This window comes from Pantoea sp. X85 (genome assembly GCF_029623675.1).
In the GTDB taxonomy this organism is placed as follows: domain Bacteria; phylum Pseudomonadota; class Gammaproteobacteria; order Enterobacterales; family Enterobacteriaceae; genus Pantoea; species Pantoea leporis.
In genome coordinates, this window is sequence record NZ_CP121108.1 from 1663049 (window position 1) to 1689071 (window position 26023).

A 26023-nucleotide genomic window follows, 5' to 3' on the forward strand; every position below is an offset into this window, starting at 1 on the left:
GCCGGTTGAGCTACTTACTCGATTGCTGTGTGTAGTGCATACGTGGGCGGTCAACATTGGCCCAGGACAGCTCTTTCTCCAGATGGTAGCTGTGGTTGCCATCGTCCCACTTCACGTAATAGCCGGTTGGCGCATCTCCCTGTTCAAAAACGTTGACGATCTCGCCTCTGATTTCTCCCGATTTATGCTTCACGATACTGTTCTTAGGGAATTTGAACATGGTGTACTCCTCGTCGCCTGCGGTAATTCACCTTTAAGTCTACGCCAGCCAATGACGAATAAACGTACAAATAACATCATTAATTTGTCGCAATTTTATGCATAAGCGTTGGCTGGGACGGTTTTTGACACAACTTTGCCGCAGACTCAGAGGGTTAGAGGTTTCATAAAGGGGACGCCTCCTTTATCATCCCACTACTTATTTTCAGGCAACTGCCAAGACGGATCTCATGTATCAACCAGTCGCGTTATTCATCGGTTTACGCTACATGCGTGGACGTGCCTCAGACCGCTTTGGTCGCTTCGTCTCCTGGCTCTCAACTATCGGCATCACGCTCGGCGTGCTGGCGCTGGTCACCGTGTTGTCGGTGATGAATGGCTTTGAGCGCGAGCTGGAAGGCAATATACTCGGCCTGATGCCGCAGGCGCTGATCACCAGCGAAAAAGGCAGCATCAGTCCGGAGGCGTTGCCCGCCGATAATCTCCAACTGCAAGGGGTTAAGCGCATCGCACCGCTGACCACCGCCGATGTGGTGCTACAAAGCGCGCGTAACGTCTCGGTCGGCGTGATGCTCGGCATCAATCCCGACGAACAGGATCCGCTAACGCCATTCCTCGTCAACACCCAACAAAGCGTGCTGCAGCCGGGCCAGTACAACGTCATCCTCGGTGAACAGCTGGCTGCACAGCTGGGCGTGAAGCGCGGCGATCAGCTGCGTCTGATGGTGCCATCGGTCAGCCAGTTCACGCCGGTAGGACGTTTGCCGAGCCAGCGTATTTTCACCGTGGCTGGCACCTATGCCGCCAACAGCGAAGTGGATGGCTATCAAATTCTGGTCAATCAGCAGGATGCGTCACGCGTGATGCGCTATCCGCTCGGCAACATCACCGGCTGGCGTTTGTGGCTGGATAAGCCGTTAAGCGTTGATGCGCTCAGCCAGCAGAAACTGCCGGAGGGCCTGACGTGGAAAGACTGGCGCGAACGCAAAGGCGATTTGTTCCAGGCGGTACGTATGGAAAAAAACATGATGGGGCTGCTGCTGAGCCTGATCATCGCGGTGGCGGCTTTTAATATCATTACCTCGCTGGGCCTGCTGATCATGGAGAAGCAGGGCGAAGTGGCCATTTTGCAAACGCTGGGGTTAACCCGCCGCCAGATTGTTGCGGTGTTTATGGTGCAGGGCGCCAGCGCGGGCATTATTGGCGCGCTGCTGGGCACCGTGCTTGGCGTGCTGCTCGCCAGCCAGCTGAATAATTTGATGCCGGTGATTGGTCTGTTCCTTGATGGCGCGGCGCTGCCGGTCGACATCAACGTGTTGCAGGTGATCACCATTGCGCTGGTCTCAATGGCCGTCGCGCTGCTTTCTACCCTTTATCCGTCGTGGCGCGCTGCCGCCGTCCAACCCGCTGAGGCTTTACGTTATGAGTAATACTCCTTTGTTGCAGTGTCGTGACCTGTGCAAACGCTATCAGGAAGGCAGCGTGCAGACCGATGTGCTGCGCAATGTGGCTTTCAGCCTGCAGCCGGGTGAACTGACGGCGATTGTCGGCAGCTCCGGTTCGGGTAAAAGTACCTTACTGCATCTGCTTGGCGGTCTGGATGCGCCGACGTCAGGCGATGTGATTTTTGATGGTAAATCGCTGAATGCGATGTCGTCGGCCGCGAAAGCCGAGCTACGCAACCGCGAGCTGGGCTTTATCTATCAGTTCCACCATCTACTGCCGGATTTTAGTGCGCTGGAGAACGTGGCGATGCCGCTGCTGATTGGCAAAATTGGCAAAGCGGAAGCGGAATCACGCGCGCGTGAAATGCTGGCGGCGGTCGGGCTGGAAAAACGTGCTGCGCATCGGCCTTCTGAGCTGTCGGGCGGTGAACGTCAGCGTGTGGCGATTGCCCGCGCGCTGGTGAATCGTCCGCGGCTGGTGATGGCCGATGAACCTACCGGTAACCTAGATGCGCGTAACGCCGACGCGATTTTTGAACTGCTCGGCGAGCTGAACGTTAAACAGGGCACCGCTTTTCTGGTAGTGACGCACGATCTGCAGCTGGCGAAACGCCTGAGCCGCCAGATGGAAATGCGCGACGGTGAGCTGAGCGACCAACTGACGCTGGGAGTGATCTGATGGCTTCGTCATTATCCCTGCTGCTCGGGCTGCGTTTTAGCCGCGGTCGGCGGCGTGGTGGCATGGTCTCGCTGATCTCCATCATCTCCACCATCGGCATTGCGCTGGGCGTGGCGGTGCTGATCATCGGCCTGAGCGCCATGAACGGCTTTGAGCGTGAGCTCAACAACCGCATTCTGGCGGTAGTGCCGCACGGTGAAATCGAGCCGGTGAATCAGCCGTTCCGTCACTGGCAACCGATGATCGCGCCGATTGAGCAGGTGGCCGGCATTGCCGCCGCAGCGCCCTATATCAACTTCACCGGGCTGATTGAGAGCGGCGCAAAGCTGCAGGCGCTGCAGGTGAAAGGCGTCGATCCGCAGCAGGAAGCGCGTCTCAGCGCCTTGCCGAGCTTTGTGGCCGGAGATGCGTGGTCACAGTTCGCGGCTGGTAAACAGCAAATCATTCTGGGTGGCGGCATCGCTAAATCGCTCAACGTGAAACAGGGCGACTGGATCACCATCATGATCCCCAATAATGATGGCGAGAATAAGCTGCTGCAGCCGAAACGTATTCGTCTGCAGGTCAGCGGCGTGCTGCAACTGAGCGGCATGCTCGATCACAGCCTGGCGCTGGTGCCGCTGGCCGATGCGCAGAAATATCTGGATATGGGCGACAGCGTCAGCGGTATTGCGCTGAAGATGAATGACCCGTTCCAGGCGCAGAAGCTGATACATGACGCCGGTAAAGTGACGCACTCTTACGTCTACATCAAGAGCTGGATTGGCACTTACGGCTACATGTACCGTGACATCCAGATGATTCGCGCCATTATGTATTTAGCCATGGTGCTGGTGATTGGCGTGGCCTGCTTTAACATCGTCTCGACGCTGGTGATGGCGGTGAAAGACAAGAGCAGCGACATCGCGGTGCTGCGTACGCTGGGCGCCAAAGATGGTTTGATTCGCGCCATCTTTATCTGGTACGGCTTGCTGGCGGGCCTGCTCGGCAGCGTCAGCGGCGTGGTGGTCGGCGTGCTGGTGGCGCTCAATCTCACGCCGGTGATGCGCGTGTTTGAGCACCTGACCGGGCATCAGCTGCTGGCAGGCGATATCTACTTTATCGATTTCCTGCCGTCCGAACTGCACTGGATTGATGTGATTTCGGTGCTGGCCACCGCGATTGTCCTGAGCCTGATTGCCAGCTGGTATCCGGCACGACGCGCCAGCCGTATCGATCCGGCCCGCGTACTCAGCGGTCAGTAAAGATAAAACGCAGCCGCTGTGCGGCTGCTATTATCGGGCAGAGTAGCCCGAAAAATCCCCGATGCGCGGCAATAAACGCCGCAGATAAGGAGCTTTTATGCGCATACCGCGCCGCCGCCTACGACTCGCCCGCGACAAAAAAAACCGCCGCAAGGTGCATCAGCGCTTTCGCCAGCGCATCTTCGAGCGCGATCGCAAAGCTGAACTGGCCGCGCATCCGCAACCGCGCGTGGTGGTGCTGACTGGCGCGGGGATCTCCGCCGAATCCGGTATTCGCACGTTCCGCGCCGCCGATGGCTTGTGGGAAGAGCATCGCGTAGAAGATGTCGCCACGCCGGAAGGTTTTCAACGCAATCCGGCGCTGGTGCAGGCGTTTTACAACGCGCGGCGTCAACAGCTGCAGCAGCCAGAAATTCAGCCCAACGCCGCGCACAAAGCGCTAGCGGAACTGGAGCAGGTGCTGGGCGATAACTTCCTGCTGGTGACGCAGAATATCGATAACCTGCACGAACGCGCCGGCAGCCAGCGCGTGCTGCATATGCACGGTGAACTGCTGAAAGTGCGCTGCGTCAGCAGTGGACAAGTGCTGGACTGGACCGAAGATTTAACCGCGGACGATCGCTGCACCTGCTGCCAGTTCCCGGCCATGCTGCGCCCGCACATCGTGTGGTTCGGCGAAATGCCGCTGGGGATGGAAGAGATTTATCAGGCGATTGAGCAGGCGAATCTGTTTATCGCCATTGGCACGTCGGGCCATGTCTATCCCGCCGCCGGTTTTGTCCACGAAGCGAAACTGCAGGGCGCGCATACTGTGGAGCTGAATCTGGAACCGAGCCAGGTCGGCAATGAGTTTGCCGAGCGTCATTACGGCTTAGCAAGCGAAGTGGTGCCGGAGTTTGTGCATACGTTTTTGCGTGGGTTGTATAAGTAGATTTGTGCGCGCTTTACCTCATCCCAACCTTCTCCCAGAGGGAGAAGGGGCTAGACGGAACCCTCTCCCGCTTGCGAGAGAGGGCAGAGCGAGGGGAAGCCGCAGAGAGTTAACGTCCCGCCTTCAGCTTCTGGAACAACGTCTCATACTGCACGCTGGCGTCACCGACATCGTTCTGCCACTCGCCGTTTTTGATCACATCCTCAGCAGGATAAAGCGAAGGATCGCTGGCCACTTCCTGTGGCAGTAACTTCTTCGCTGCCAGGTTTGGCGTGGGATAGCCGATGGTTTCCGCCACCTGTGCCGCCACATCCGGACGCAGCAGGAAGTTAATCAGCTTCAGCGCGCCTTCACGGTTTTTCGCATTGGCCGGAATCGCCAGGTTATCCATCCAGAAAATCCCGCCTTCCTGTGGCCAGATAATCTGCAGCGGCGTACCTGCCTGGCGCGCCACGTAGGCGGAACCGTTCCAGATCATCCCAACGTTCACTTCGCCTTCCATAAACGGATTTCCTGGATTATCGGAGTTAAACGCCAGCACGTTCGGCATCAGCTTTTTTAACTCTTCATAAGCGGCTTCGATCTGCTTGGGATCGCGGGTGTTGCCCGAATAGCCCAGCTTACGCAGCGCCATCTGGAACACTTCACGCGCATCGTCGGTCAGCAGCAGGCTTTGCTTATACTCAGGCTTCCACAAATCGGCCCAGCGGGTAATGCTTTTGGCATCCACTTCGTCAGTGTTGATGCCAATGGCGGTCGCGCCCCAGATATAGGGGATCGAGTAATCATTGTTAGGATCAAACGGCTTGTTGAGCAGGTTAGGATCGAGGTTTTTGAAGTTGCTGAGCTGGGTTTTATCGATCTTTTGCAGCATGCCTTCATTACGCATTTTGGCGACGAAGTAGGTTGAAGGCACCACCAAGTCGTAGGCGCCATCTTTCCAGGTCTTCAGCTTGGCATACATGCTTTCATTGGATTCGTAGGTGGAGTAAATCACCTTGATGCCGGTCTCTTTGGTGAACTGCTCCAGCAGTCCCGGCGGCACGTATTCGGTCCAGTTATAGAAGTAGAGCGTTTTGCCGGCGTCCGCCTGCGCGCTCTGCATGCCCAATGCCAGCGCCCCAGCCGCCAGCCAGTGAGACCACTTTTTCATCGATTATCCTCTATTTGGTTTTATCACGGAGCAACAGCTGACTGAGCGCCACCAACAGCAGCGACAGCAGCAGCAAAATTGTCGCCAGCGCGTTCACTTCCGGTGACACGCCAACTTTCACCATCGAATAGATTTTTAATGGCAAAATTTCGAAGCTCGGGCCGGTGACGAACGACGATACCACGACATCGTCCATCGACAGCGTAAAGCTCAGCAGCCAACCCGCTGCGACCGCCGGCAGCGCCAGCGGCAGCAGAATTTTGCGCAAAATGGTGACTTCGCTTGCACCAAGATCTTTGGCGGCTTCCAGCATGCGCACATCAAACCCTTTCAGGCGCGAATAGACGGTGATCACCACAAACGGCAGACAGAAGGTGATATGCGAGAACAGCAGCGACCAGAAGCCCAGCGAAATGCCCAGCAGCATAAACAGCACCAGCAGCGAAATCGCCATCACGATATCCGGCGACATCATCACCACAAACAGCATGCCGCTGACGAACGGTTTACCACGGAAGCGATAGCGATAGAGCGCGACGGCGGTCAGCGAGCCGATAATCGTGGCGCAGCTGGCAGAGAGCACGCCCATCAGCAATGAATGTTGTGCCGCCTGAATCAGGCTGTCGTTATTCATCAGCAGGCGATACCACTGCGTGCTGAAGCCCTGCCAGTTAATGCCGAAACGCGAACGGTTGAAGGAGTTGACGATCAGAATGATGATCGGGATATAAAACCAGGCATAAATCACGGCCATGAAGCCGCCACGTAACCAGCGCGCCATCATTGCAGTTCCACCTTGTTGTTCAGCATACGCGCTGCGCGCCAGTAAGCCAGCAGCATCAGCCCCATCAGCAGCGTCATCACAATGCTGGTGGCAGCACCGAACGGCCAGTCACGGATATTCAGGAACTGGCTCTTGATCACGTTGCCAATTAACAGGTTTTTCGCGCCGCCCAGCAAATCCGCTACAAAGAACAAGCCCATCGCCGGGATAAACACCAGCAGGCAACCGGCGACAATGCCTGGCATGGTGAGCGGCAGAATGATGCGTAAAAAGGTTTTTACTTTGTTCGCGCCAAGATCGCGCGCCGCTTCGAGGCAGGATTTATCCAGCTTTTCCAGGCTGGAGTAGAGCGGCAGCACCATAAACGGCAGCAGAATGTAGATCAGCCCCAGAATCACCGCTTCCGAGGTGTACATGATGCGAAACGGTTTATCGATCACCCCAAGCCACAGCAAAAATTCATTCAGCCAGCCGCGCGTGCTGAGGAAGATTTTCAGACCGTAGATACGGATCAGCGAGTTGGTCCAGAACGGCACAATCAGCAGGAACAGCATCAGCGGACGCAGGCGCGCCGGCAGTTTCGTCAGACACCAGGCAAACGGATAACCGAGCAGCAGGCAGCACAGCGTGGCGATCAACGCCATATTTAGCGAGTGCAGCAGCACATCAGCGTAGAGCGGATCGAGCAGCCGCGTGTAGTTATTGAGGGTGAAGGCCATACTGACAAAATGCGCATCATCGCGCGTCAGGAAGCTGGTGGCGAAAATCATCAGGTTAGGCAGCAGCACAAACAGCGTGAGCCAGCTGACGATCAGGGCAACAATGACTTTCTGCAGGCGGTTACGCATCAACTTCATACGGCAACACCACCTCCCAGTTGGCGACCCAGCTGACGGCCATTTTCTGGTTCAGCGAGTGATCAAAATCGGGATCGTCTTCATTAAAGAACTCGCTCACCGTCAGCAGCTTGCCGTTCTCCAGCTCAACAGTAGACTCCAGCGTCATGCCTTTATAGTTGCGCTCGCGCACGAAGCCGATCAGATTATCGCTGCGGCTGTCGTGGTCGATCTCTTCAACGCGCAGATCTTCCGGGCGCAGCAGCACGTGCAGTTTATCGCCGACGCTGACCGGGAAATCACATTGCAGCGTGCATTCAAGGCCTTCCACGCGCGCGCGGATTGTAGGCGCATGATCGCTGTTCAGCACCTCGGCATCGAACACGTTAATCTCGCCAATAAAGCGCGCCACAAACAGGTTGGCGGGCTCTTCGTAAATCTCGCGTGGCGTGCCGTCCTGTTCGATGCGGCCATCGCGCATTACCACGATACGATCGGACATGGTCAGCGCCTCTTCCTGATCGTGCGTCACAAACACAAAGGTGATGCCAAGCTTACGCTGTAGCGCTTTGAGCTCGTTTTGCATCTGGCGCCGCAGCTTGTAATCCAGCGCCGACAGCGACTCGTCCAGTAGCAGCACTTTCGGGCGATTGACCACCGCGCGCGCAATCGCCACGCGCTGCTGCTGACCGCCCGAAAGCTGATGCGGACGGCGATCGGTAAAACTCTCCAGCTGCACCATCGCCAGCGCATCATTAACGCGCGTGGTGATCTCCGCCGCCGGAGTTTTCTGCATGCGCAGGCCAAAGGCGACGTTCTCAAACACCGACATGTGCGGGAACAGCGCGTAGCTCTGAAACACGGTATTAATGTGGCGATGCTCGGCGGGCAGATCGGTGATGTCGTTGTCATCAAGAGTGATATGACCGCGATCGGCCGCTTCCAGCCCGGCAATCAGGCGTAAAATGGTGGTTTTTCCGCAGCCGGAAGGGCCAAGCAGCGTGATGAACTCGCCGTGACGGATGGTCAGGTCAAAGTCAGAGATGATGGTTTTGCCATCAAAAGCTTTACTGATGCCAGAAAGCGTAACCAGCGCAGGCGCGCGTGTTTGCGTCATTTTAGTCACTCAGTCTGATGGTGAATCAGGTTACAGCATAGCCGCTGGTGGCCGCTTGCTGTGATGAAGGGCGCGATGATACCGCAAAAATGTGTCAATGCCATGTTTTGCCACGGATTTACCTTGAAAACTCTGAAAAATGCCGGAGTATGCGTAACGGATAAGTCGGACAGGCGCGAGTGAGCGAATTTTCAACGCAAGTCACGTTGAGAGAGCTAACCTGAAGGATAATGATTTGACGCAACATGGTGCCATTTGGTCACCATGATAATGACGCAGGTTCTTTAGAGGGATGACAGATGGATCAATTACTTGAGCGTTTTCTCAGTTATGTTGCAGTAGAAACTCAGTCAAAACCTCAGGCACGACAGGTGCCAAGCAGCGAAGGGCAGTGGACGCTGGCGCGTCAATTACAGGAAGAACTTATCGCGCTGGGCTTTGTTGATGTCTCTCTGAGCGATCACTGCTGTGTGATGGGCACCTTACCGGCTAACGTTGATTGGGCCACGCCGGTGATCGGCTTTATTTCGCACATGGACACCTCACCGGATTTTACCGCCAAAAACGTCAATCCGCAGATTATTGAAAACTATCGCGGTGGCGATATCGCGCTCGGTAACGGTGATGAAATTCTGTCACCGGTGATGTTCCCGGTTCTGCATAAGCTGATCGGTCATACGCTGATCACCACCGATGGCAAAACGCTACTCGGCGCGGATGATAAAGCCGGTATCGCCGAGATCATGACCGCGATGGCGCGTCTGGCAAAAGGGGATACGCCACACGGTGCGATTCGCGTGGCCTTTACACCCGATGAAGAGATTGGTCGCGGCGCGTCGCACTTCGACGTCGAAGGCTTTGCCGCCGATTGGGCGTATACCGTTGATGGCAGCGATCTCGGCGAGTTCGAGTTCGAGAACTTCAATGCCGCTACCGCGATGGTTAAAATCACCGGCAACAACGTGCATCCAGGCAGCGCTAAAAATGTGATGGTCAATGCGCTGGATCTGGCGATGCGCTTCCACGCGGAACTGCCAGCCAAAGAGAAGCCGCAGTATACCGACGGCTATGAAGGCTTCTTCCATCTGCACACCATCAAAGGCACGGTTGAGCACGCCGAGCTGATGTATCTGATCCGCGATTTTGATGCCGACAGCTATGAACAGCGTAAACAGCTGCTGGAAGAGATTGGTCAGCGCGTCAGCAAAGGGCTGCAAAGCGAATGTTCGGTGAAAGTGGAGATCAGCGACAGTTATCGCAACATGCGCGAGAAAGTCGAACCGCATCCGCACATTATTGAGCTGGCGCTGCAGGCGATGCGCGATTGCGGCATCGAACCGAACGTCAAACCGATTCGCGGCGGCACCGACGGCTCTGCGCTGTCGTGGAAAGGATTGCCATGTCCGAACCTGTTCACCGGCGGCTACAACTATCACGGCAAGCACGAGTTCGCCTCACTCAATGTGATGGCGCAGTCGGTGGATGTGATTGTGCGTTTGGCTGAGCTGGCGGGGCAGAAGAAGGGCTGATGGTGATTGCTTAGCGCGGGTTGTCCCCCATCCCGGCCTTCCCCCATAAATGGGGGAAGGAGACGCTGCCCCATGCAGCTCCCAACTCCCTACTCACATATTGCAGCATCTTCCTCCCCCATTTATGGGGGAGGACCGAGGAGGGGGACAGCGAGCACAGTCCGAGCACCCACCGAGGAGGGGGACAGCGAGCACCGTCCGAGCACCCACCGAGTTTTAGAAACCCCGAGACAGATTGAAACTTACTCGCCGAAGAACCAATACCCGCTATTCACCAACGCCGCCAGCTGCGCCAGCAGTGAAGGGTCATCCAGCGCATCGCCGAAATTTTCCAGCGTCAGCACGTGATTGTGCGCCAATGCCGCCAGCACATGCGGATGGCTGCTGGTGACCGATTCACCGTTCACAAACACCACATCGCCAATGGTCAATACGCGCAGGCCGCCGAGCCGCGTCAGCGCATCGCCTTGCTGCAATGCATCGTAGATTTCGTCCGGTTGATACGGCGGCTCTGGCGGTGCGACGTCCAGCTCATGACGCGACTGAGAAATAAACTCGCCAAACCACTGATTAAACTGCTCCGGCTGGTTAATCACATCCATCATGACTTTGCGGATGCCTTCCAGTTCTGACGGCAGAATTTGCGATGGGCATTCACGCGATGGCACATCGGGATCGCTGTAGCGGTAGCTGCCCAATTCGTTGGCCAGCATGTGATCGGCAAAACCGCTGATCAGCTCGCGACCGTTCGGTGCGCGGAAGCCGACCGAATAGTTGATGGCGTTTTCCAGCGAATAGCCTTCGTGCGGAAATCCTGGCGGAATATAGAGAATATCGCCGGGCTCCATCTCTTCATCGATGATGGCGTCGAAAGGCTCAACCTGCAGCAGGTCCGGATGCGGGCAGTGCTGTTTCAACGGCACTTTTTCACCCACGCGCCAGCGACGGCGGCCAGTGCCCTGAATGATAAACACATCGTACTGATCGAAATGCGGACCGACGCCGCCGCCCGGCACGGCAAACGAGATCATCAGGTCATCAACACGCCAGTCGGGCAGAAAACGGAACGGACGCATCAGTGCGGCAGAAGGTTCATGCCAATGGTTGACCGCCTGAACCAGCAGCGACCAGTTGCTCTCACCGAGATGATCGTAGCTTTCAAACGGGCCGTGGCTGACTTGCCATTTGCCCTCGTTATGGCTGACAAGGCGGCTATCGACCTCATTTTCCATCGCCAGACCGGCCAGCTCGTCAGGAGAAATAGGATCGACGAAGTTTTTAAATCCACGTTTAAGCACCACCGGGCGTTTCTGCCAGTAGCGTTGAATAAAGTCGGGCCAGTTGATATCGAGCTGATAGTCCATATGAGGAGTCCGTTTGCTGCAAAGAATGATGGCAAGTATAACAGCCCGCGTCCCTTTCTACTCGCGGTGATGCTCGACTTCCTGGCGCTGGAAAATCACTTCCATGCGCGCGCCGCCGAGCGGGCTGGTGGTGGCGATCACCTGGCCGGCGTACTGTTCGAGGATGTCGCGCACCACGGCTAAACCTAATCCCTGGCCGGGACGCAAGGTGTCGGCACGCTGACCGCGCACGAAGATCAGATCGCGTTTGCTCTCCGGGATGCCGGGGCCGTCATCATCAATAAACAGATGCAAAGTGTTGTCGGTTTGTCGTGCGGTGACTTCAATAAATTCGAGGCAATATTTGCAGGCGTTATCCAGCACGTTGCCAAGCACTTCCATAAAGTCATTTTTATCGCCGATAAAGGTCAGCTCCGGCGAGATATCCAACGTGATCGCCACGCCCTTGCGTTGATAGACTTTATTCAGTGCCGAGCACAGGCTATCGAGCAGCGCCGAAACCGAATGCAAATCGCGCTGCAGAGGATTGTGATCGGCCTGCATGCTGGCGCGATGCAGGTAATAACCAATCTGCTGCGAGATGCGGCTGATCTGCTCCAGCATCACCGGTTCGGCCTGTTCAATGGTTAACTCTTTACCATTGCGTAACGATCGCAGCGTACTTTGCAGCACTGCCAGCGGGGTTTTCAGGCTATGGGTGACATCGGACAAGGTGGTGCGATAGCGCGTGTAGCGTTGACGTTCGTTGGTCAGCAGCAGGTTAAGATTGCGCACCAGACTGCGTAACTCTTGCGGCGGATTGTCATCAAGATTCTCGCGCTGACCGGTTTCCAGCTCGCGCACCTGCGAAGTGAGATCGCCAATCGGCCGCAAACTCCAGTGCGCCGCCAGCCACAGCAGCGGGATCACCAGCAGCAGATTGGCCGCCAGCACATAGCTAAACCACGACCACACCACATCGGAATGCTGCAACTCTTGCGGAATTGAGTCGACCACCACAATGGTCAGCGCCGGTAAGTTGGTGGTGGCATCGTAGCGATTGACCGCGACCGAGTGGGTGAAGGTGTCACTGCTGTCGCTATCCAGCGCGTGCAGCCGCTCTTTCGCCTGCGGGTTGTTGCCCATCGCCGCCATGCTGGTGCGATTGCTGGTATCGATTTCGTAGAAATCGGGCTTGAGCAGCCATTCACGATGAATCTTTTTGCGGATTTCGGGCACATCGCGCTGCTGCCACAGCAGTTTGCCGCGTTCATCGTAGATAAAGACCAGCGTGGGGAAATTGAGCGTCATGCGCTCCGGCTGGCCAATGGTGAGCTGATTATCGTGCCACTGCGCCAGCGTAAAGAACAGATTGCTCTCGCCGCGCATCACGCGATAGGTATTTTTATCGAAACTGACGACATAGCCAACCACCGCGACCATGCCGTAGGAGAGTGACAAAAACAACACGATCGCCGCGGTCGCCAGCAGAAAACGAGCGCGGAGAGAGAAGGGGCGTAAACGCCGGAACCACGTCATAAATCAGAGATCAAAGCGATAGCCCTGGCCGCGTACGGTGTTGATCACTTCGGTTGGATAGAGTGAGAGAATTTTTTTACGCAGACGGCCCATCAACACGTCGATGGTGTGGCTTTCACGCAGTTCGGCATCCGGATAGAGCTGCAGCATCAGCGAATCTTTGCTCACCACTTTACCCGCGTTGCGAATCAGGGTTTCGACGATGGTGTATTCGAAAGCGGTCAATTTTACCGGTTCATCTTGCACCGTCAGTTCGCGGCGAGAGAGATCGACCTGAAACGGCGGCATAGAGATAATTTGCGACGCGTGTCCGCTGTTGCGACGCATCAACGCCTGCAAGCGTGCAGCCACTTCTTCAATGTGGAACGGCTTGGTGACATAGTCGTCGGCACCCGCTTCCAGCGCTTCCACTTTGGCCTGCCAGCCTTCGCGCGCGGTTAAGACCAGAATCGGTTGACGTACCGCATCGGTGCGCCAGCGGCGAATCAGCGACATTCCATCTTCATCGGGCAAACCGAGATCGACCAGCGCGATGTCGGGGACATGTTCTTGCAGGAAATAATCCGCTTCTTTGGCATCTTCTGCGGCGTCGACCTGATGGCCCATTTCACGCAATTGCACGGCGAGGTGATGGCGTAGCAGCGCATTATCTTCCACAACCAGAACACGCATAGTATTTCCTTAGCTTCGAACGTAGTGATGATGAGAAGAGTATACGCAAAGCCAGCTAAACCAGAGAACAACCAGGCGCGCGAAACGCGCCTGGCCACCGCATTACTTCAAATCATCAACCATCTGAATCGCACGGCCGAGGTAGTTGGCTGGCGTCATCTGCTTCAGACGCACTTTTTCCTCTTCCGGCAGTTCGAGGCTATCGATAAAGGTCTGCATACCGGCGGCATCAACGCGTTTACCGCGCGTCAGCTCTTTCAGCTTCTCGTACGGTTTTTCAATACCGTAACGACGCATCACGGTTTGGATCGGCTCAGCCAGTACTTCCCAGTTGTGATCCAGCTCGTCCAGCAGACGATCGCGGTTCACTTCCAGTTTAGAGATGCCTTTCAGTGTGGCTTGATAAGCGATCAGTGCATAACCGATGCCCACGCCAAGGTTACGCAGCACGGTGGAGTCGGTCAGGTCGCGCTGCCAGCGTGACACCGGCAGTTTGCTGGCGAGATGCTGCATCATGGCGTTAGCCAGGCCGAGGTTGCCTTCGGAGTTTTCGAAGTCAATCGGGTTCACTTTGTGCGGCATGGTGGACGAACCGATTTCACCGGCGATGGTTTTCTGCTTGAAGTGATTGAGCGCCACGTAGCCCCAGATATCACGATCAAAGTCGATCAGAATGGTGTTGAAGCGCGCGATGCAATCAAACAGTTCAGCGATGTAATCGTGCGGCTCAATCTGCGTGGTATACGGGTTCCAGGTGAGACCTAAGGAGGTAACAAACTGCTCGCTCAGCTGGTGCCAATCCACTTCCGGGTAGGCGGAGATGTGGGCGTTATAGTTACCGACCGCACCGTTGATTTTACCCAGCATCGTCAATTTTGCTCAGCTGCGCAACTGGCGCTCCATACGGTAGGCCACGTTCGCCATCTCTTTACCGATGGTGACGGGTTGGCGGCTGGCCATGTGAGTACGGGAGAGCAGCGGAATATCGCGGTACTTCACCGCCAGGCTTTTAACGCGTCGATCATTTTGCGCCAGAACGGCAGGATCACTTCACTGACGTGCGGTTTCCAGCATCAGCGCATGGAGAGGTTGTTGATATCTTTGGAGTACAGGCGAAGTGAATGAATTCAGATACCGCGTGCAGCGCGGGACGTTGGCCACTTTCTCTTTCAGGAAATACTCCACCGCTTTCACGTCGTGGTTGGTGGTGCGCTCGATGGTTTTGATGCGCGCCGCGTCTTCTTCATTGAATTCTGCGACAATTTTATCAAGGAAATCGTTTGCGTCGGCTGTCAAAAGCAGGAACTTCCTTGATCTCTGACAGTGTGCAGCCATTTTTGCAGCCAGCGAACTTCAACCTGTACACGGAATTTCAGCAACCATATTCGCTGAAAATGGCGCGCAGCGGGCTGACTTTATCGCCGTAGCGTCCATCGACAGGGAAACGGCGGTCAGTGAGGATAATTCCATAATTCGCAACTCCGGGATCGTTTAACAAATGAGCGCAATACGCCGGGCCCAGGCGGGATTGTTTTAGCTTCGCTCAGCAAGCGCTGGCGCGATAAAACATTAACTGCAGGCGGCCACCGCCAACCTGTTGCCACAGTACCGCAGCACGAATGCCGGCCAGCAGGGAGGCGCGCACTTTTCTGCACTGTACCTGCGGGCTTTGCAGGACTGCAGGGGATCCGGTCACCTGGAATGCGCGGCCCCAGTGGACTGATGACATCCACATAAATACCGGCCATTGCGCTGATGAACGTCTCTGACTGCCAATCGAAATGCGCCAGCTGGCGGTCAAGCTGGCCGAAATGCGTTGTGCCAGGGTGTTCATCGCCCTTTTGTTGCGTTCAGTTTGCGCTCCAGCACCATCATGCTTGAGGTATAGCGGGTCAGTTCAGCGCTGGCACCCTGACGGCTGCTGCTTTGAGCACACCGAGTAAGGTTTCCAGACCAAGGCTTTAAATTCGCTTCGTCCACCAAACACTGCCAGGTTGAACCGGGGAGTTCAAATCACGACGCTGTTGAGCGAAACGTGCAGTGCATCGCGTTATCACAGTGACCCTGATGTGCGAGCTGTTGCACCACATGGGCGGACTGGCAAATACGCCCGCCAGTGCCAGGGTGATGTCATAAAAGTTCTTCGCCACACTGGCTCCTGTCATGTGTGTAATCGTACCTTAGGCCTGCAGTCAGAGGCAGGCGTTGTTCAATAATACCGCCGCCAAGGCAGATCTCACCGAGATAGAAGACAGCGGATTGGCCCGGCGTTACGGCAGAAACCGGCTCGTCAAAACGCACGTCAATGCGGTCATCGTCCGCGCGGTAATGGTGCAGGGAATGTCGGTCTGGCGGTAACGGGTTTTCACCGTGCAGCGCAGCGTGCGCTTTCAGCGGCTGGCGATCAACCCAGTGCAGCTGTTGCGCAATCAACCCGATGGACATCAGACGCGGATGGTCGCCGCCCTGCGCCACAATCAGAATGTTATTTTCCACGTCTTTATCAACAACGTACCACGGATCGTCTTCGCTACCCTCTTTGGTGCCGCCGATCCCCAGCCCTTTACGCTGGCCGAGGTGTGGTACATCAAGCCCTGTGCTCGCCAATGATTTCGCCATCCACGGTAACGATATTGCCCGGCTGGGCAGGCAGATAGCGGCCAAGGAACTCACGGAATTTGCGCTCACCGATAAAGCAAATACCGGTGGAGTCTTTTTTCTTCGCGGTGATCAGATCCAGCTCTCAGCGATTTTACGCACTTCCGTTTTATCAGTTCGCCAACCGGGAACAGGCTTTGGGCAATCTGTTCGTGGCCGAGGGTATAAAGGAAGTAACTCTGATCTTTGTTGCCGTCGAGGCCGCGCAGCAGGCGGCTTTGACCATCCACATCCTGACGGCGCACGTAGTGGCCGGTGGCGATGAAGTCTGCGCCGAGATCGTCCGCCGCGAATTCAAGGAAGGCTTTGAACTTGATCTCTTTGTTGCACAGGATGTCAGGATTCGGCGTGCGGCCGGCTTTGTACTCTTCCAGGAAGTGCTCGAACACGTTATCCCAGTACTCAGCGGCGAAGTTGATTTTGTGCAGTTTGATGCCGAGTTTGTCACACACGGCTTGTGCGTCAGCCAGATCATCGGCGGCGGTGCAATACTCCTCGCCATCGTCTTCCTCCCAGTTCTTCATGAACAGGCCTTCAACCTGGTAGCCCTGCTGCTGCAGTAACCAGGCGGAAACGGAAGAATCGACGCCGCCGGACATTCCGACGATCACTTTTTTTTGGCTTTCAGACATTGGCACTCTCAAATTACGATGAACTTCAAGGCGGCGTATTCTATCACGCGCAGAAGCGGGGCATTGACACCCTCTGTAAACGGCCACTTAAACCGCGACCGATCTCCAGCGGCATAACGCTCGCCTTGTTGCCAGGTAGCTGCGAATGCTCTCTGCCACCAGTGGTGAACGCAGGCGATTGGTCGCGCTCAGAATGGTGTCGGCATCCACCCCAGCAGCGATCGATATCGCGTCGTGCGGCTCAGTGGCGCACTTTTTCGCTAAGCTCAATGGCAAACAGGAAGCGCAAAAAAGGGTGTATTATCCGGCGCAATCCACTGATGTAACGCCGAGGAAGTGTGTTGCGGTTCGGCATGAATGCCGGTCTCTTCCCAAAAGCTCGCGTTGGGCGGCTTCGAGACCAGCGTCTCGTTGCTTCCAGATGACCCGCGGGCTGATTCCACAGCGTTTACGTTGACGGTCTCTTCCACCACACCAAAATTACCCTGTGCGTGGACAATGGTGGCGACCGTTACATGAGGTTTAAACATCCTTCCTGAAATGCTAACTAAAAGTTATTCGGTAACGTCCGCCACTCACCGTTGGGGAAATCGCCTAACTGTGTAACTGCCCATCGCAAAGCGTATCAGGCGCAAGGTCGGATGCCCGACATGGGCCGTCATACGCGCACCTGGCGGTTTCGTCCCCTTCATAAAGGGTGACTTTTCACGAAACTGGTGGGAATCGATTTGCGTTCACGATGGGGGGATTGCGCGGCCATAGCCACTCAGGTTCACTGACCACTAACTCAATCCCTGGCGGGCAAAGGGTGGGGCCGTCGTTCGCGTCAGCGTGACGCCATTACGCAATGCGTAACAGCGCCTCTGATTCGTCCGGGATGCCTTCAACCTGAACATAGTAGATTTTTCCGGTGCGTTTCCCGGGCTGCGTCAGCGTGAGCTTCGCCTGGAGGTCGCCATTGTTGGTCAAGCACCATCAGCCCTTCGCTGTCGCGATCGAGTCGGCCGCGCGCGCATAGACACCCTGAACGGGGATAAAATCTTTCAACGTGCTGCGCCCGGCTTCGTCACTGAATTGCGGCAGCACATCGAAGGTTTATTGAAAAGATATGACGCGTCTTGGGCTTTCGCGTTGCTATCGCGGCGCACGGCTTGTGCCGGGTGCGCTGCGCGTTCATCCTGGTGAATTTTTAAAAGAAGTTTTCTGCATGGTATTTTCAGTCGTTATCATTGCGGCGCATTATAGCCTAATAAAATACGGTTTCATGGCGTAGCGGACATTCAGGTACTATCGATAGGTCATTATTGACCCGCATCTTACAAATCATTAACAAAAAATCGCTCGAAGGAGAGGTTGATGGAAAGCAAAGTAGTTGTTCCGGCGGAAGGTCAAAAAATCACCCTGGATCAGGGAAAACTGAATGTTCCGAATAACCCGATTATTCCTTACATTGAAGGTGACGGTATCGGCGTTGATGTTTCCCCGGTGAAATTGAAAGTGGTTGATGCCGCTGTGAAGAAAGCCTACAACGGCGAGCGAAAAATTTCCTGGATGGAAATTTATACCGGCGAAAAATCAGTAGAACTCTACGGCCAGGACGTCTGGCTGCCGCAGGAAACCCTCGATTTAATCAAAGAATATCGCGTTGCCATCAAAGGCCCGCTGACTACCCCAGTTGGTGGTGGTATTCGTTCTCTGAACGTTGCGCTGCGTCAGGAGCTGGATCTGTACGTTTGTCTGCGTCCGGTTCGCTACTACAAAGGCACGCCAAGCCCGGTTAAGCGTCCAGAAGAGACCGACATGGTGATCTTCCGTGAAAACTCAGAAGATATCTATGCCGGTATCGAGTGGAAAGCGGGCACGCCAGAAGCGGATAAAGTGATCAAGTTCCTGCGCGAAGAGATGGGCGTGAAGAAAATTCGCTTCCCTGAGCAGTGTGGTATCGGCGTTAAGCCATGCTCGGAAGAGGGCACTAAACGTCTGGTGCGCGCAGCGGTTGAATACACCATCACCAACGACCGTGATTCTCTGACCCTGGTTCACAAAGGCAACATCATGAAGTTCACCGAAGGTTCTTTCAAAGACTGGGGTTACCAGTTAGTGAAAGAAGAGTTCGGCGGCGAGCTGATCGATGGCGGCCCGTGGATGAAGTTCAAGAACCCGAACACCGGTAAAGAGATCATCGTTAAAGACGTGATCGCCGACGCCTTCCTGCAGCAGATCCTGCTGCGTCCGGCGAATATGACGTGATTGCCTGTATGAACCTGAACGGTGACTACATCTCTGATGCCCTGGCGGCACAGGTTGGCGGTATCGGTATCGCACCAGGCGCCAACATCGGTGACGAATGTGCCCTGTTCGAAGCGACGCACGGTACAGCACCGAAGTATGCAGGTCAGGATAAAGTGAACCCAGGTTCAGTGATCCTGTCAGCTGAAATGATGCTGCGTCATCTGGAGTGGTTCGAAGCGGCTGACTTAATCGTTAAAGGTGTTGAAGGCGCAATCGCTAACAAAACCGTGACCTACGATTTCGAACGTCTGATGGAAGGCGCTAAACTGCTGAAATGTTCAGAGTTTGGTGACGCGATCATCAGCAACATGTAATTTGCCACTCAGGCAGAAAGCATAACGGGAGCCAATGGCTCCCTTTTTTTGTCTAAAGTTCGCGGATAATCTCGGTTTATTGCCTTGACAGCACCGACTGAGCATCGATAATCATGCATTTTCCTGTGCAGCTCTCATTGCCGGTGATCACTGGCGATTTGGTTAGAGTGTAATTCATACCCGCTTCTTTTTTTACGGTGAATGCCATACCGGCAAACGTCCACGACATGCCTAAAGATAAAGAACCAAACTCATCATATTTCGATGATTTTGCAATTTTTGGCAAATTCTCACTATTTAAGCGGTAGTAAAGGGCGCCATCGAAATCTTTTGCGACCATTTTAGTTATTTCGGCTTTTAAAAGTGCATACTCTTTTTGCTGAGGTGAAGAAAAACCCTCTTTAATATTACTGGCTGCAAGCCATCCGGCAGCGACAGGTAGCAATAGATAAAGGAATCGTGAGTATTTTGTCTTATCGATCACCACGAATAGCCCGATAAGGAAGCAAGACGTGGTAATCAGCGAGAGCGCACTGATTGTTCGGTAAGCCGCCCAACTCTCTGTCACCAATAAGTTTGGTGTCACTGCTGCAACAGCGAACAGTAAAGATAAAATCACTTTCTCCTTGCCGTTCCCGCTAATTTTTTTCAGCCCAATAAAGATGAATAACAGAGAGATGATAACTGATAGTGCTTTTCTACCTGTGTCAAAATTACAGATGGCATTTTTTAATGGCTCTACAAAGAACCATTTTATTTTTCCCAAGAGATCAATGGTAATGTTACTTCTTGAAAGTGTCTCGCCGAATAACAGGAGCGGAATGACTTTGGCTAATATTAATGCCATCAGCATGCCAAAGAAAATCATTAACAATGTACGAATGAGTTCTTTTTTAGCGACTTTACGTGGAGTCAGGCAAGTGTCCATAAACGCAAAAAAAAGAAAACACATGGCCGTGGGCTGGTAAATAGCGAAAGAGAGCGTAATCAGCAAGGCTGACACCGTTACTCCCTTAATACCACGCAATCGGGTTAATGCTGAGTAACTCCATCCAGCAAGAAGAATAGACGTTACAAAAGGAAAACATACTGACCAGGCGTTGAATACCTGAAAAGAGGGCAGTAAACAGATCACTAAAGAGAATATAACTCTCTGCAGTGGATTTTTAAGGATACCTCTCTCAGAGATAAATTTGTAAAAGTAAAAGCTTAGTAAATAAGAGAGACAACGGATAGCACTCTTATCAGTATCAAAGAGTCCACGCTGGATATCAGGAAAGAGAAACCATAGCGCAAAGCGCCATAGGCCGGCCTTCCAGAAAGGACGTCCCACTTGAAAATGCTGGCAGGATCAGTTTGGGCGCTGAACAGATAGTACCAATCATCCGAAAAGGCATAGCTTGAAAGAAAGACAGGGCTATAGCAAACCAATAATGCCGCAGCTAAAAAAAGATAAACTTTAAAGTTATTACAAGCTATGTTTGTCATCTGCTTCCTTTTTAATATATCGAGGTCTATGCTTGGTTTCAATATATATCCTGCCAATATATTCACCTAGCACACCTATTCCAATTAATTGAATTCCACCCAAAAACAGTATTGATACCAGTAGTGATGGATAACCTGCAACCGGGTTACCCCATATTATTTTATCAATGATCATCCACGCGCCATAAACGAACGACAGGAATGCGACAAAAAAACCAATATAGGTCCACACTCTGAGCGGAAAGGTTGAGAAACTGGTCAGCCCTTCAAGCGCTAAATTCCAAAGTCGCCATCCGTTAAATTTTGCCTCTCCCGCAACGCGCGCTGAACGGCTATATTCCACGATGGCAGCATCACCCTCCACCCAACTCAGGATGCCTTTCATAAATAGATTGCGTTCCTGCAATTGCTTAATGTTTTCAACAGTCGCGCGCGAAAGTAAACGAAAGTCTCCAACATTTTCTTCTAGCTTTGGTGAGCTGATCTTATTATGCAGTTTATAAAACCATGCAGCAGTTTTACGCTTAAAATGACTATCGCTACTGCGGTCATTGCGTTTTGCCAGCACAATCGGCCATCCCTCTTGCCATTTACTTATGAGCAAGGGAATCACTTCGATGGGATCCTGAAGATCAACGTCAACCGGTATGACTGCATCACCGGTAGCATGTTCAAGTCCGGCAAGCAGCGCGGTTTCTTTACCAAAGTTACGAATAAAGTTAATGACTATTACAGATTCGTCATCATCCCGCAGCGACTTAATAATCTGCTCGGTTTTATCAGTACTGCCATCATTAATGAAGACAATTTCGAGAGTGTAAGAAGAGAGTTTTTCTTTGACGGTACGATAGAATATCGGTATTGCGTCTTCTTCATTGAAGACGGGAACGACCAGAGAAATTTTCACTTTTTCACCTTAAAAACAATAAAGTTTGAATAGATGAAGCCGAATACCAGGCTTATTATAGAAAATGAAATAAGCGTAATAATCGGATTAATATGCGTATAATCGGCGAAACTGCCGATGCCTGTGGCCATCATGCCCATAAAGGCCACAAAGATGACATAGCGAAAAGTTGTCGCTTCGGCTTTAAACGTCCAGCGTGCATTGGCAAAAAATGAAAATGTTACCGCGACAATGAAAGCCAACAGATTAGCCAGCCATTGGCGGGTATTAAGAGAATACAGGGCTGCAAACACCATCCAATGAATCAGTGTGTTAATGATGCCAACTGATAAAAAACGTGAGAATAATTTCAACATAGTGAAATATTAGCCATGACGACATCATTATTTGCAAAATAGATGCGAATTTTACATGGAGGGGTTCGATAAATAAAGTTGAAAAATCAGCGTCCTCACCGGTATGTCATAAGCGCAGGCTATTCACTCATCGTCAGAAAAAACGGAAGCTAATCGCTTCCGTTTTTTTAATGCATTAATCGACTTGCTGCTCATTGGGTTTGGCGATTTGAGCGCGCTCCTGCGACAGTCGCCAGAAATCGCTGCCACCCGGTTGCTGGTACATCCGCAGTGAAAAGTGACCGACGATCGCATAGATATACTCAAAAATGGCCGACTGCGAATCCTCGTAATCCACCCACAGCACTGACGAGGTGAAGCAATAAACCTCCACCGGCAAACCCTCGGGCGAAGGCTTCATGGCGCGTACCACGATATACATATCCTTTTTGATATCGTCGCGCTGCGACAGCCACGCCGTCAGGTATTTACGAAACACCGTCAGATTGGTAATGCCGTTTTCTGCAAACCAGCGTTCGCCCACCGCATTGCTATCGCGGCCATCCATCAGTGCTGAAAGTTGCTCACTGACGCCGCGGATTTGGCTCATCTGCTGCACCATCTCGTGATCGAGAAAGCGTATCGACATCTGATCAAGATGGAAACTGCGCATAATGCGGCGCGCGCCGGAGGAGAACATCGCCTGCCAGTTGGTGTAGGTTTCGGTGAGGAAGTTTTTGGTGGGGATACGCGACAGCGTATTGTCCCAGTTGCGAATGGTGATGGTATGCAGCGCGATATCGATCACTTCGCCGCTGATGCCGTTATCCGGCATCTCAATCCAGTCGCCGAGTTGCAGCACATCGTTCGATGACACCTGAATATTGGCCACCAGCGACATCAGCGTATGCTGGAACACCAACATCAATACCGCCGCTACGGCACCCAAACTGGAGATAATAATCACCGGCGATTTATTCGACATAATCGCCAGAATCATGATCGCCGAAATAATGTGCACCAGAATCTTGCCGACCTGGATATAACCCTTGATCGAGTGATTTTTGCGCTTGGCTTTTTTCGAATAGGAGTTATTAACGATCTCCAGCACTTCTGTAAAGAACAGCGATAAATAGACGAAGAACAGAATGCCGCAGATGGTCTTAATTGCGATCAACAAATGCTCGGGTAAATCTGGCATAAACTGCAGCAGATAATAGACCGTGATCACCGGGATAAAGTTAGAGAGCTTCTCCGACAGCCTGACGTCCTTATCCAGCGGCACCTGATTTTTGTGCGTGCTGAAGAACACCTTTCTGACCACTTTAACGATAAAGAATTTACAGATCAGATGGGCGATCATGCCGGCAAACATCAATAATACCAGGCTGAAAGCGGCCGACAGCACCGTGTTACCCTCAATAAAACTTTGTATCTTGCTTAAATAATTCATTTCAACCACATGCCGGACAGTGTTGGCGGGAATTCAAACATAATCGCGCCGATGGCGATATGCGACGCGTGCGCATTAGTCTACACCATCGTGGGTTTACATTCCCTTTCGCAGAACTTTGAAACAGTTAACATTTACGTGCTGATGGCAGTGTGCATTAAAGACTAAACCGTTATCTTCAGCGCTTACGATTCAGGAGGTGGTATGCAAGGTGTAATCAAGTTCGTTAAGGGCTGGCTGCTGTTTTCGCTGTTGTGGGGCATCTTTATGTGGTTTGTTTCGTGGCAGGCGCAGGGCAAAGAGATCGGCATGGTGATGGTGATGAGCTTGTATGCGGGATTAATTTACCAGGCGCTGATGACCATGGTTGCGCGATACAAAGCACGGCGCGCGCAGGTGTAGTTATACACAACTGACGACAGAGCTTTGCGGCACATTGACGCTCATTTTCATTTACTCGGGCAATCTGGGCCGACATATCTCAGCTTGCTGGAAAAAGAACGATGGGAAAGAAAGTTGTCGCTGCGTGGTTTTTTCTGCTGCTGTCTGTGGTTGCTTGCGCACAGCCTTCAAGCTCAATAACGTTAACCCTGCAGCACGATCGTCATTTGAAGATGGAAAATAGCACCGCAGATGTGGCTGAAACGCCGGATGAACATATCAAAGAAGGAATATATGAAGTGGGTCAGCGCCATTAAAATCGGGGCCTTGAGGCCCCGTTTTAACGGATTACTTACGTCCGAGCAGAAAACCGACAATCACACCAATGCTGGCTGCAACTGCCAGGCCGGTCGCGGGGTTATCGCGTACCGATTTCACCACACAATCCGCTGCATCCTGAACCGCATAGCTGGCCTGAGCCGGATAACGACGCGCCGCGCCTTTGGCTTCATGACGGCGTGAACCGGTGAACTGACCAAATTTTTCCTGGACGGCACCCGCCGCTTCATTCAATTTTGCTTCCGCTTTGTCGCTCATAATGACTCCCTGATCGTGGTGAATGTCCTGTAAAGCGTAGTCAGAGAAACTACAGGCAGCAAATGACGCAGCGGTAAAGGTTGTAACAGTAGTTTGCAGTACGCAAAAATTCTGCGCATGCCAGCGGGGTGGGAAAGCGAAAGCCTGAAGTTAGGGCTGACCGCGATAAGCCGGATACCAGCTCACCAGAAAGTGACGCAGGTGGTCAAAACACCATTCGGCATCGTCGGCCTGCTGGCAGTAATAGCGCAAGGTCACTTTTTCGTAGCGCATGTGGCGCTGCTGCAGGGGAGACCAGCTCCAATCAAGCACCGCACGCGCGTAGTTGATTAATGCGCCACTCTGCATGTTGTGCTGCTTCTCCTGACGGCTGAGGTAGATTTCAAACGCCTGATCGAGGCTTTGCGTCTCTTCCGTATTGAAGCCCGCCACCGTCGGACGAAATGCCACATCGATAAATCCGCACACGCCATCGTCACGCTGCTGCCAGTCGCAGGCCAGCGTCATAAATAAGCCATCCTGCAGATTCACTTCTTCCAGCAGGCGCCGCATATTTTCGGAGTGTTTACCGGCGGTGATCTCATCAATACGATCGGTTTCCAGCGTGAGGTCAAATCCACAGGGATTCATCGAGCCATCCGCATTGGTGCTGGCCGGAAAGGGGAAATCGATATAGCCGTTATTATCCAGACTCTTTTCCATCATGCAGGTCCGCCGCGTGCGATGGGCAGACAATAAACCATCTCACGCTGCGACGCACGGCTTATGGGCACGTCCAGGTAATCATGGTGTTCTGATAAGGATTGATCAGGCGGAACTGTTTATCAGACAGGCGTTGCGCGTAAAAGCCCTCCGCGGTGATGGCCGATGGCACGTACTGAAAGCGATCGGTGGAGTGCAGCGTACCGCTTTGCACCTTCACGCCATCGCGCGATACGGCGAAGGCGCTCACCAAATCAAAGATGCGCGCCTGCGTGTTGCCCATCGATTGTCCATAAATCGTCGACACTTCGCCCGGACAGTCGACACCTTTCGGTGCGGAACTGCAGCCAGCTAACATTAAAAGGGTGAGTACAACCGTGATTCGCCACATGAGCACCTGCTTCATTCCCTGGTTTGCCATGGCACGCCTATGCGTACTGATAAGTGGATCATAGCAGGTCTGACGCTGCTTCCTATTTGTCATTTGTATAATCGTTAAGCGGAAGGAATGTAAAGGGGTGACTTTCCTGGCGGAGAAACGGTATTCTTGCCAGCGTTGCGCACCAGGTAAGCAAAACAAGGGTAAATTAATGAAAGAAGAAGAAGCGAGTTTAATGATTCTTCAGCACGCGATCGACAAATTAGAAGCCGACAAAAAGAAGCAGGTAATGAACTGCGTAGCGGCCATTCAGGAAGTGATGCAGCGTTTTGAAGCCGAAGAAGCCGGACTGGCATTGATGTTGGTCGCGGCGCAAGTGGCTGCTGAGTAGTGC

Annotated in this window: 25 protein-coding genes and 5 pseudogenes; 9 read left to right on the top strand and 21 right to left on the bottom strand. The window is 53.4% G+C overall.

Annotated features, from left to right (window positions below; genetic code table 11):
* Window positions 1-10 precede the first annotated feature (10 nt).
* Window positions 11-220: a hypothetical protein gene (locus P6287_RS07720; RefSeq protein ID WP_064740896.1), complete on the bottom strand. Its 210-nt coding sequence runs from the start codon at window positions 218-220 to the stop codon at window positions 11-13.
* Between the two features lie 229 nt (window positions 221-449).
* On the opposite strand from P6287_RS07720, the gene lolC reads away from it, so the two are divergent.
* The 4 genes from lolC to cobB all read left to right on the top strand — a co-directional run bounded on the left by lolC (window position 450) and on the right by cobB (window position 4518).
* A complete protein-coding gene (gene lolC, locus P6287_RS07725; RefSeq protein ID WP_277974744.1) occupies window positions 450-1649 on the top strand; it encodes a lipoprotein-releasing ABC transporter permease subunit LolC in 1200 nt (399 codons plus the stop codon).
* Window positions 1642-2343: a lipoprotein-releasing ABC transporter ATP-binding protein LolD gene (gene lolD / locus P6287_RS07730; protein WP_008103026.1), complete on the top strand. Its 702-nt coding sequence runs from the start codon at window positions 1642-1644 to the stop codon at window positions 2341-2343. The genes lolC and lolD overlap by 8 nt, the downstream gene beginning before the upstream one ends.
* Window positions 2343-3587, top strand: a complete 1245-nt coding sequence (lolE, locus tag P6287_RS07735; protein ID WP_277974745.1) for a lipoprotein-releasing ABC transporter permease subunit LolE — start codon at window positions 2343-2345, stop codon at window positions 3585-3587. Before lolD ends, lolE begins: the two co-directional genes overlap by 1 nt.
* Window positions 3588-3684: 97 nt before the next feature.
* Window positions 3685-4518 (top strand): Sir2 family NAD+-dependent deacetylase, encoded by an 834-nt coding sequence (gene cobB / locus P6287_RS07740; RefSeq protein WP_101760816.1) that lies wholly within the window; start codon window positions 3685-3687, stop codon window positions 4516-4518.
* 109 nt (window positions 4519-4627) lie between these two features.
* On the opposite strand, the gene potD is transcribed toward cobB, so the two are convergent.
* Genes potD through potA form a run of 4 tightly spaced genes read right to left on the bottom strand, consistent with a single transcriptional unit; the run spans window position 4628 to window position 8408 of the window.
* Window positions 4628-5671, bottom strand: a complete 1044-nt coding sequence (potD, locus tag P6287_RS07745) for a spermidine/putrescine ABC transporter substrate-binding protein PotD (RefSeq protein ID WP_101760815.1) — start codon at window positions 5669-5671, stop codon at window positions 4628-4630.
* Between the two features lie 10 nt (window positions 5672-5681).
* Complete coding sequence (gene potC / locus P6287_RS07750) at window positions 5682-6455, bottom strand: spermidine/putrescine ABC transporter permease PotC (protein WP_061716930.1); 774 nt, start codon at window positions 6453-6455, stop codon at window positions 5682-5684.
* Window positions 6452-7312, bottom strand: coding sequence for a spermidine/putrescine ABC transporter permease PotB (potB, locus tag P6287_RS07755; protein ID WP_277974746.1), 861 nt, complete (start codon window positions 7310-7312; stop codon window positions 6452-6454). The genes potC and potB overlap by 4 nt, the downstream gene beginning before the upstream one ends.
* Window positions 7296-8408 (bottom strand): spermidine/putrescine ABC transporter ATP-binding protein PotA, encoded by a 1113-nt coding sequence (gene potA, locus P6287_RS07760; protein WP_277974747.1) that lies wholly within the window; start codon window positions 8406-8408, stop codon window positions 7296-7298. Before potA ends, potB begins: the two co-directional genes overlap by 17 nt.
* Before the next feature lie 299 nt (window positions 8409-8707).
* Between potA and pepT the strand changes: the two genes are divergently transcribed.
* Complete coding sequence (pepT, locus tag P6287_RS07765; RefSeq protein WP_101760812.1) at window positions 8708-9937, top strand: peptidase T; 1230 nt, start codon at window positions 8708-8710, stop codon at window positions 9935-9937.
* 242 nt (window positions 9938-10179) lie between these two features.
* Here pepT and P6287_RS07770 read toward each other — a convergent pair whose 3' ends face one another.
* The 9 genes and pseudogenes from P6287_RS07770 to P6287_RS07815 form a co-directional block, all read right to left on the bottom strand.
* Window positions 10180-11301: a cupin domain-containing protein gene (locus P6287_RS07770; protein ID WP_277974748.1), complete on the bottom strand. Its 1122-nt coding sequence runs from the start codon at window positions 11299-11301 to the stop codon at window positions 10180-10182.
* 57 nt (window positions 11302-11358) lie between these two features.
* A complete protein-coding gene (gene phoQ, locus P6287_RS07775) occupies window positions 11359-12819 on the bottom strand; it encodes a two-component system sensor histidine kinase PhoQ (RefSeq protein WP_101760810.1) in 1461 nt (486 codons plus the stop codon).
* A gap of 3 nt (window positions 12820-12822) precedes the next feature.
* Complete coding sequence (phoP, locus tag P6287_RS07780; protein ID WP_101760808.1) at window positions 12823-13491, bottom strand: two-component system response regulator PhoP; 669 nt, start codon at window positions 13489-13491, stop codon at window positions 12823-12825.
* Window positions 13492-13593: 102 nt separating this feature from the next.
* Window positions 13594-14961: pseudogene (purB, locus tag P6287_RS07785) on the bottom strand (adenylosuccinate lyase).
* Window positions 14962-15034: 73 nt separating this feature from the next.
* A pseudogene (hflD, locus tag P6287_RS07790) lies at window positions 15035-15641 on the bottom strand (high frequency lysogenization protein HflD).
* On the bottom strand, window positions 15622-16098 hold the full coding sequence (locus P6287_RS07795; RefSeq protein ID WP_277974749.1) for an aminomethyltransferase beta-barrel domain-containing protein: 477 nt from the start codon (window positions 16096-16098) through the stop codon (window positions 15622-15624). The pseudogene hflD and the gene P6287_RS07795 overlap by 20 nt, the downstream one beginning before the upstream one ends.
* Window positions 16099-16175: 77 nt before the next feature.
* Entirely contained in the window at window positions 16176-16781 is a 606-nt protein-coding gene (gene mnmA, locus P6287_RS07805; RefSeq protein ID WP_277974750.1) for a tRNA 2-thiouridine(34) synthase MnmA, read from the bottom strand.
* A gap of 8 nt (window positions 16782-16789) precedes the next feature.
* Window positions 16790-17311, bottom strand: a pseudogene (locus tag P6287_RS07810) (NUDIX hydrolase).
* Window positions 17312-17328: 17 nt separating this feature from the next.
* Window positions 17329-17990 (bottom strand): annotated as a pseudogene (locus P6287_RS07815) (pseudouridine synthase).
* Between the two features lie 147 nt (window positions 17991-18137).
* Between P6287_RS07815 and icd the strand changes: the two are divergent.
* Window positions 18138-19387, top strand: a pseudogene (gene icd / locus P6287_RS07820) (NADP-dependent isocitrate dehydrogenase).
* A 76-nt stretch (window positions 19388-19463) separates the two neighbouring features.
* Here the strand turns inward: icd and P6287_RS07825 are convergent.
* The 4 genes from P6287_RS07825 to P6287_RS07840 all read right to left on the bottom strand — a co-directional run bounded on the left by P6287_RS07825 (window position 19464) and on the right by P6287_RS07840 (window position 23570).
* Window positions 19464-20720 (bottom strand): glucosyltransferase domain-containing protein, encoded by a 1257-nt coding sequence (locus tag P6287_RS07825; protein WP_347343281.1) that lies wholly within the window; start codon window positions 20718-20720, stop codon window positions 19464-19466.
* A 135-nt stretch (window positions 20721-20855) separates the two neighbouring features.
* A complete protein-coding gene (locus P6287_RS07830) occupies window positions 20856-21782 on the bottom strand; it encodes a glycosyltransferase family 2 protein (protein ID WP_277974752.1) in 927 nt (308 codons plus the stop codon).
* Entirely contained in the window at window positions 21779-22138 is a 360-nt protein-coding gene (locus P6287_RS07835) for a GtrA family protein (protein ID WP_277974753.1), read from the bottom strand. Before P6287_RS07835 ends, P6287_RS07830 begins: the two co-directional genes overlap by 4 nt.
* Window positions 22139-22313: 175 nt before the next feature.
* On the bottom strand, window positions 22314-23570 hold the full coding sequence (locus P6287_RS07840; RefSeq protein ID WP_277974754.1) for a mechanosensitive ion channel domain-containing protein: 1257 nt from the start codon (window positions 23568-23570) through the stop codon (window positions 22314-22316).
* A 204-nt stretch (window positions 23571-23774) separates the two neighbouring features.
* On the opposite strand from P6287_RS07840, the gene P6287_RS07845 reads away from it, so the two are divergent.
* Entirely contained in the window at window positions 23775-23972 is a 198-nt protein-coding gene (locus P6287_RS07845) for a DUF6404 family protein (protein ID WP_277974755.1), read from the top strand.
* 101 nt (window positions 23973-24073) lie between these two features.
* Complete coding sequence (locus P6287_RS07850) at window positions 24074-24268, top strand: hypothetical protein (protein ID WP_277974756.1); 195 nt, start codon at window positions 24074-24076, stop codon at window positions 24266-24268.
* A 31-nt stretch (window positions 24269-24299) separates the two neighbouring features.
* On the opposite strand, the gene P6287_RS07855 is transcribed toward P6287_RS07850, so the two are convergent.
* The 3 genes from P6287_RS07855 to P6287_RS07865 form a co-directional block, all read right to left on the bottom strand.
* Window positions 24300-24548, bottom strand: coding sequence for a DUF883 family protein (locus P6287_RS07855; protein ID WP_101760797.1), 249 nt, complete (start codon window positions 24546-24548; stop codon window positions 24300-24302).
* A 150-nt stretch (window positions 24549-24698) separates the two neighbouring features.
* On the bottom strand, window positions 24699-25250 hold the full coding sequence (locus P6287_RS07860) for a hypothetical protein (protein ID WP_277974917.1): 552 nt from the start codon (window positions 25248-25250) through the stop codon (window positions 24699-24701).
* 61 nt (window positions 25251-25311) lie between these two features.
* The gene (locus tag P6287_RS07865) at window positions 25312-25641 is read right to left on the bottom strand and encodes a hypothetical protein (RefSeq protein ID WP_101761034.1); all 330 of its coding nucleotides are present in this window, start codon (window positions 25639-25641) and stop codon (window positions 25312-25314) included.
* Between the two features lie 199 nt (window positions 25642-25840).
* On the opposite strand from P6287_RS07865, the gene P6287_RS07870 reads away from it, so the two are divergent.
* The gene (locus P6287_RS07870; protein ID WP_008108187.1) at window positions 25841-26020 is read left to right on the top strand and encodes a hypothetical protein; all 180 of its coding nucleotides are present in this window, start codon (window positions 25841-25843) and stop codon (window positions 26018-26020) included.
* The last annotated feature ends 3 nt before the right edge of the window (window positions 26021-26023 follow it).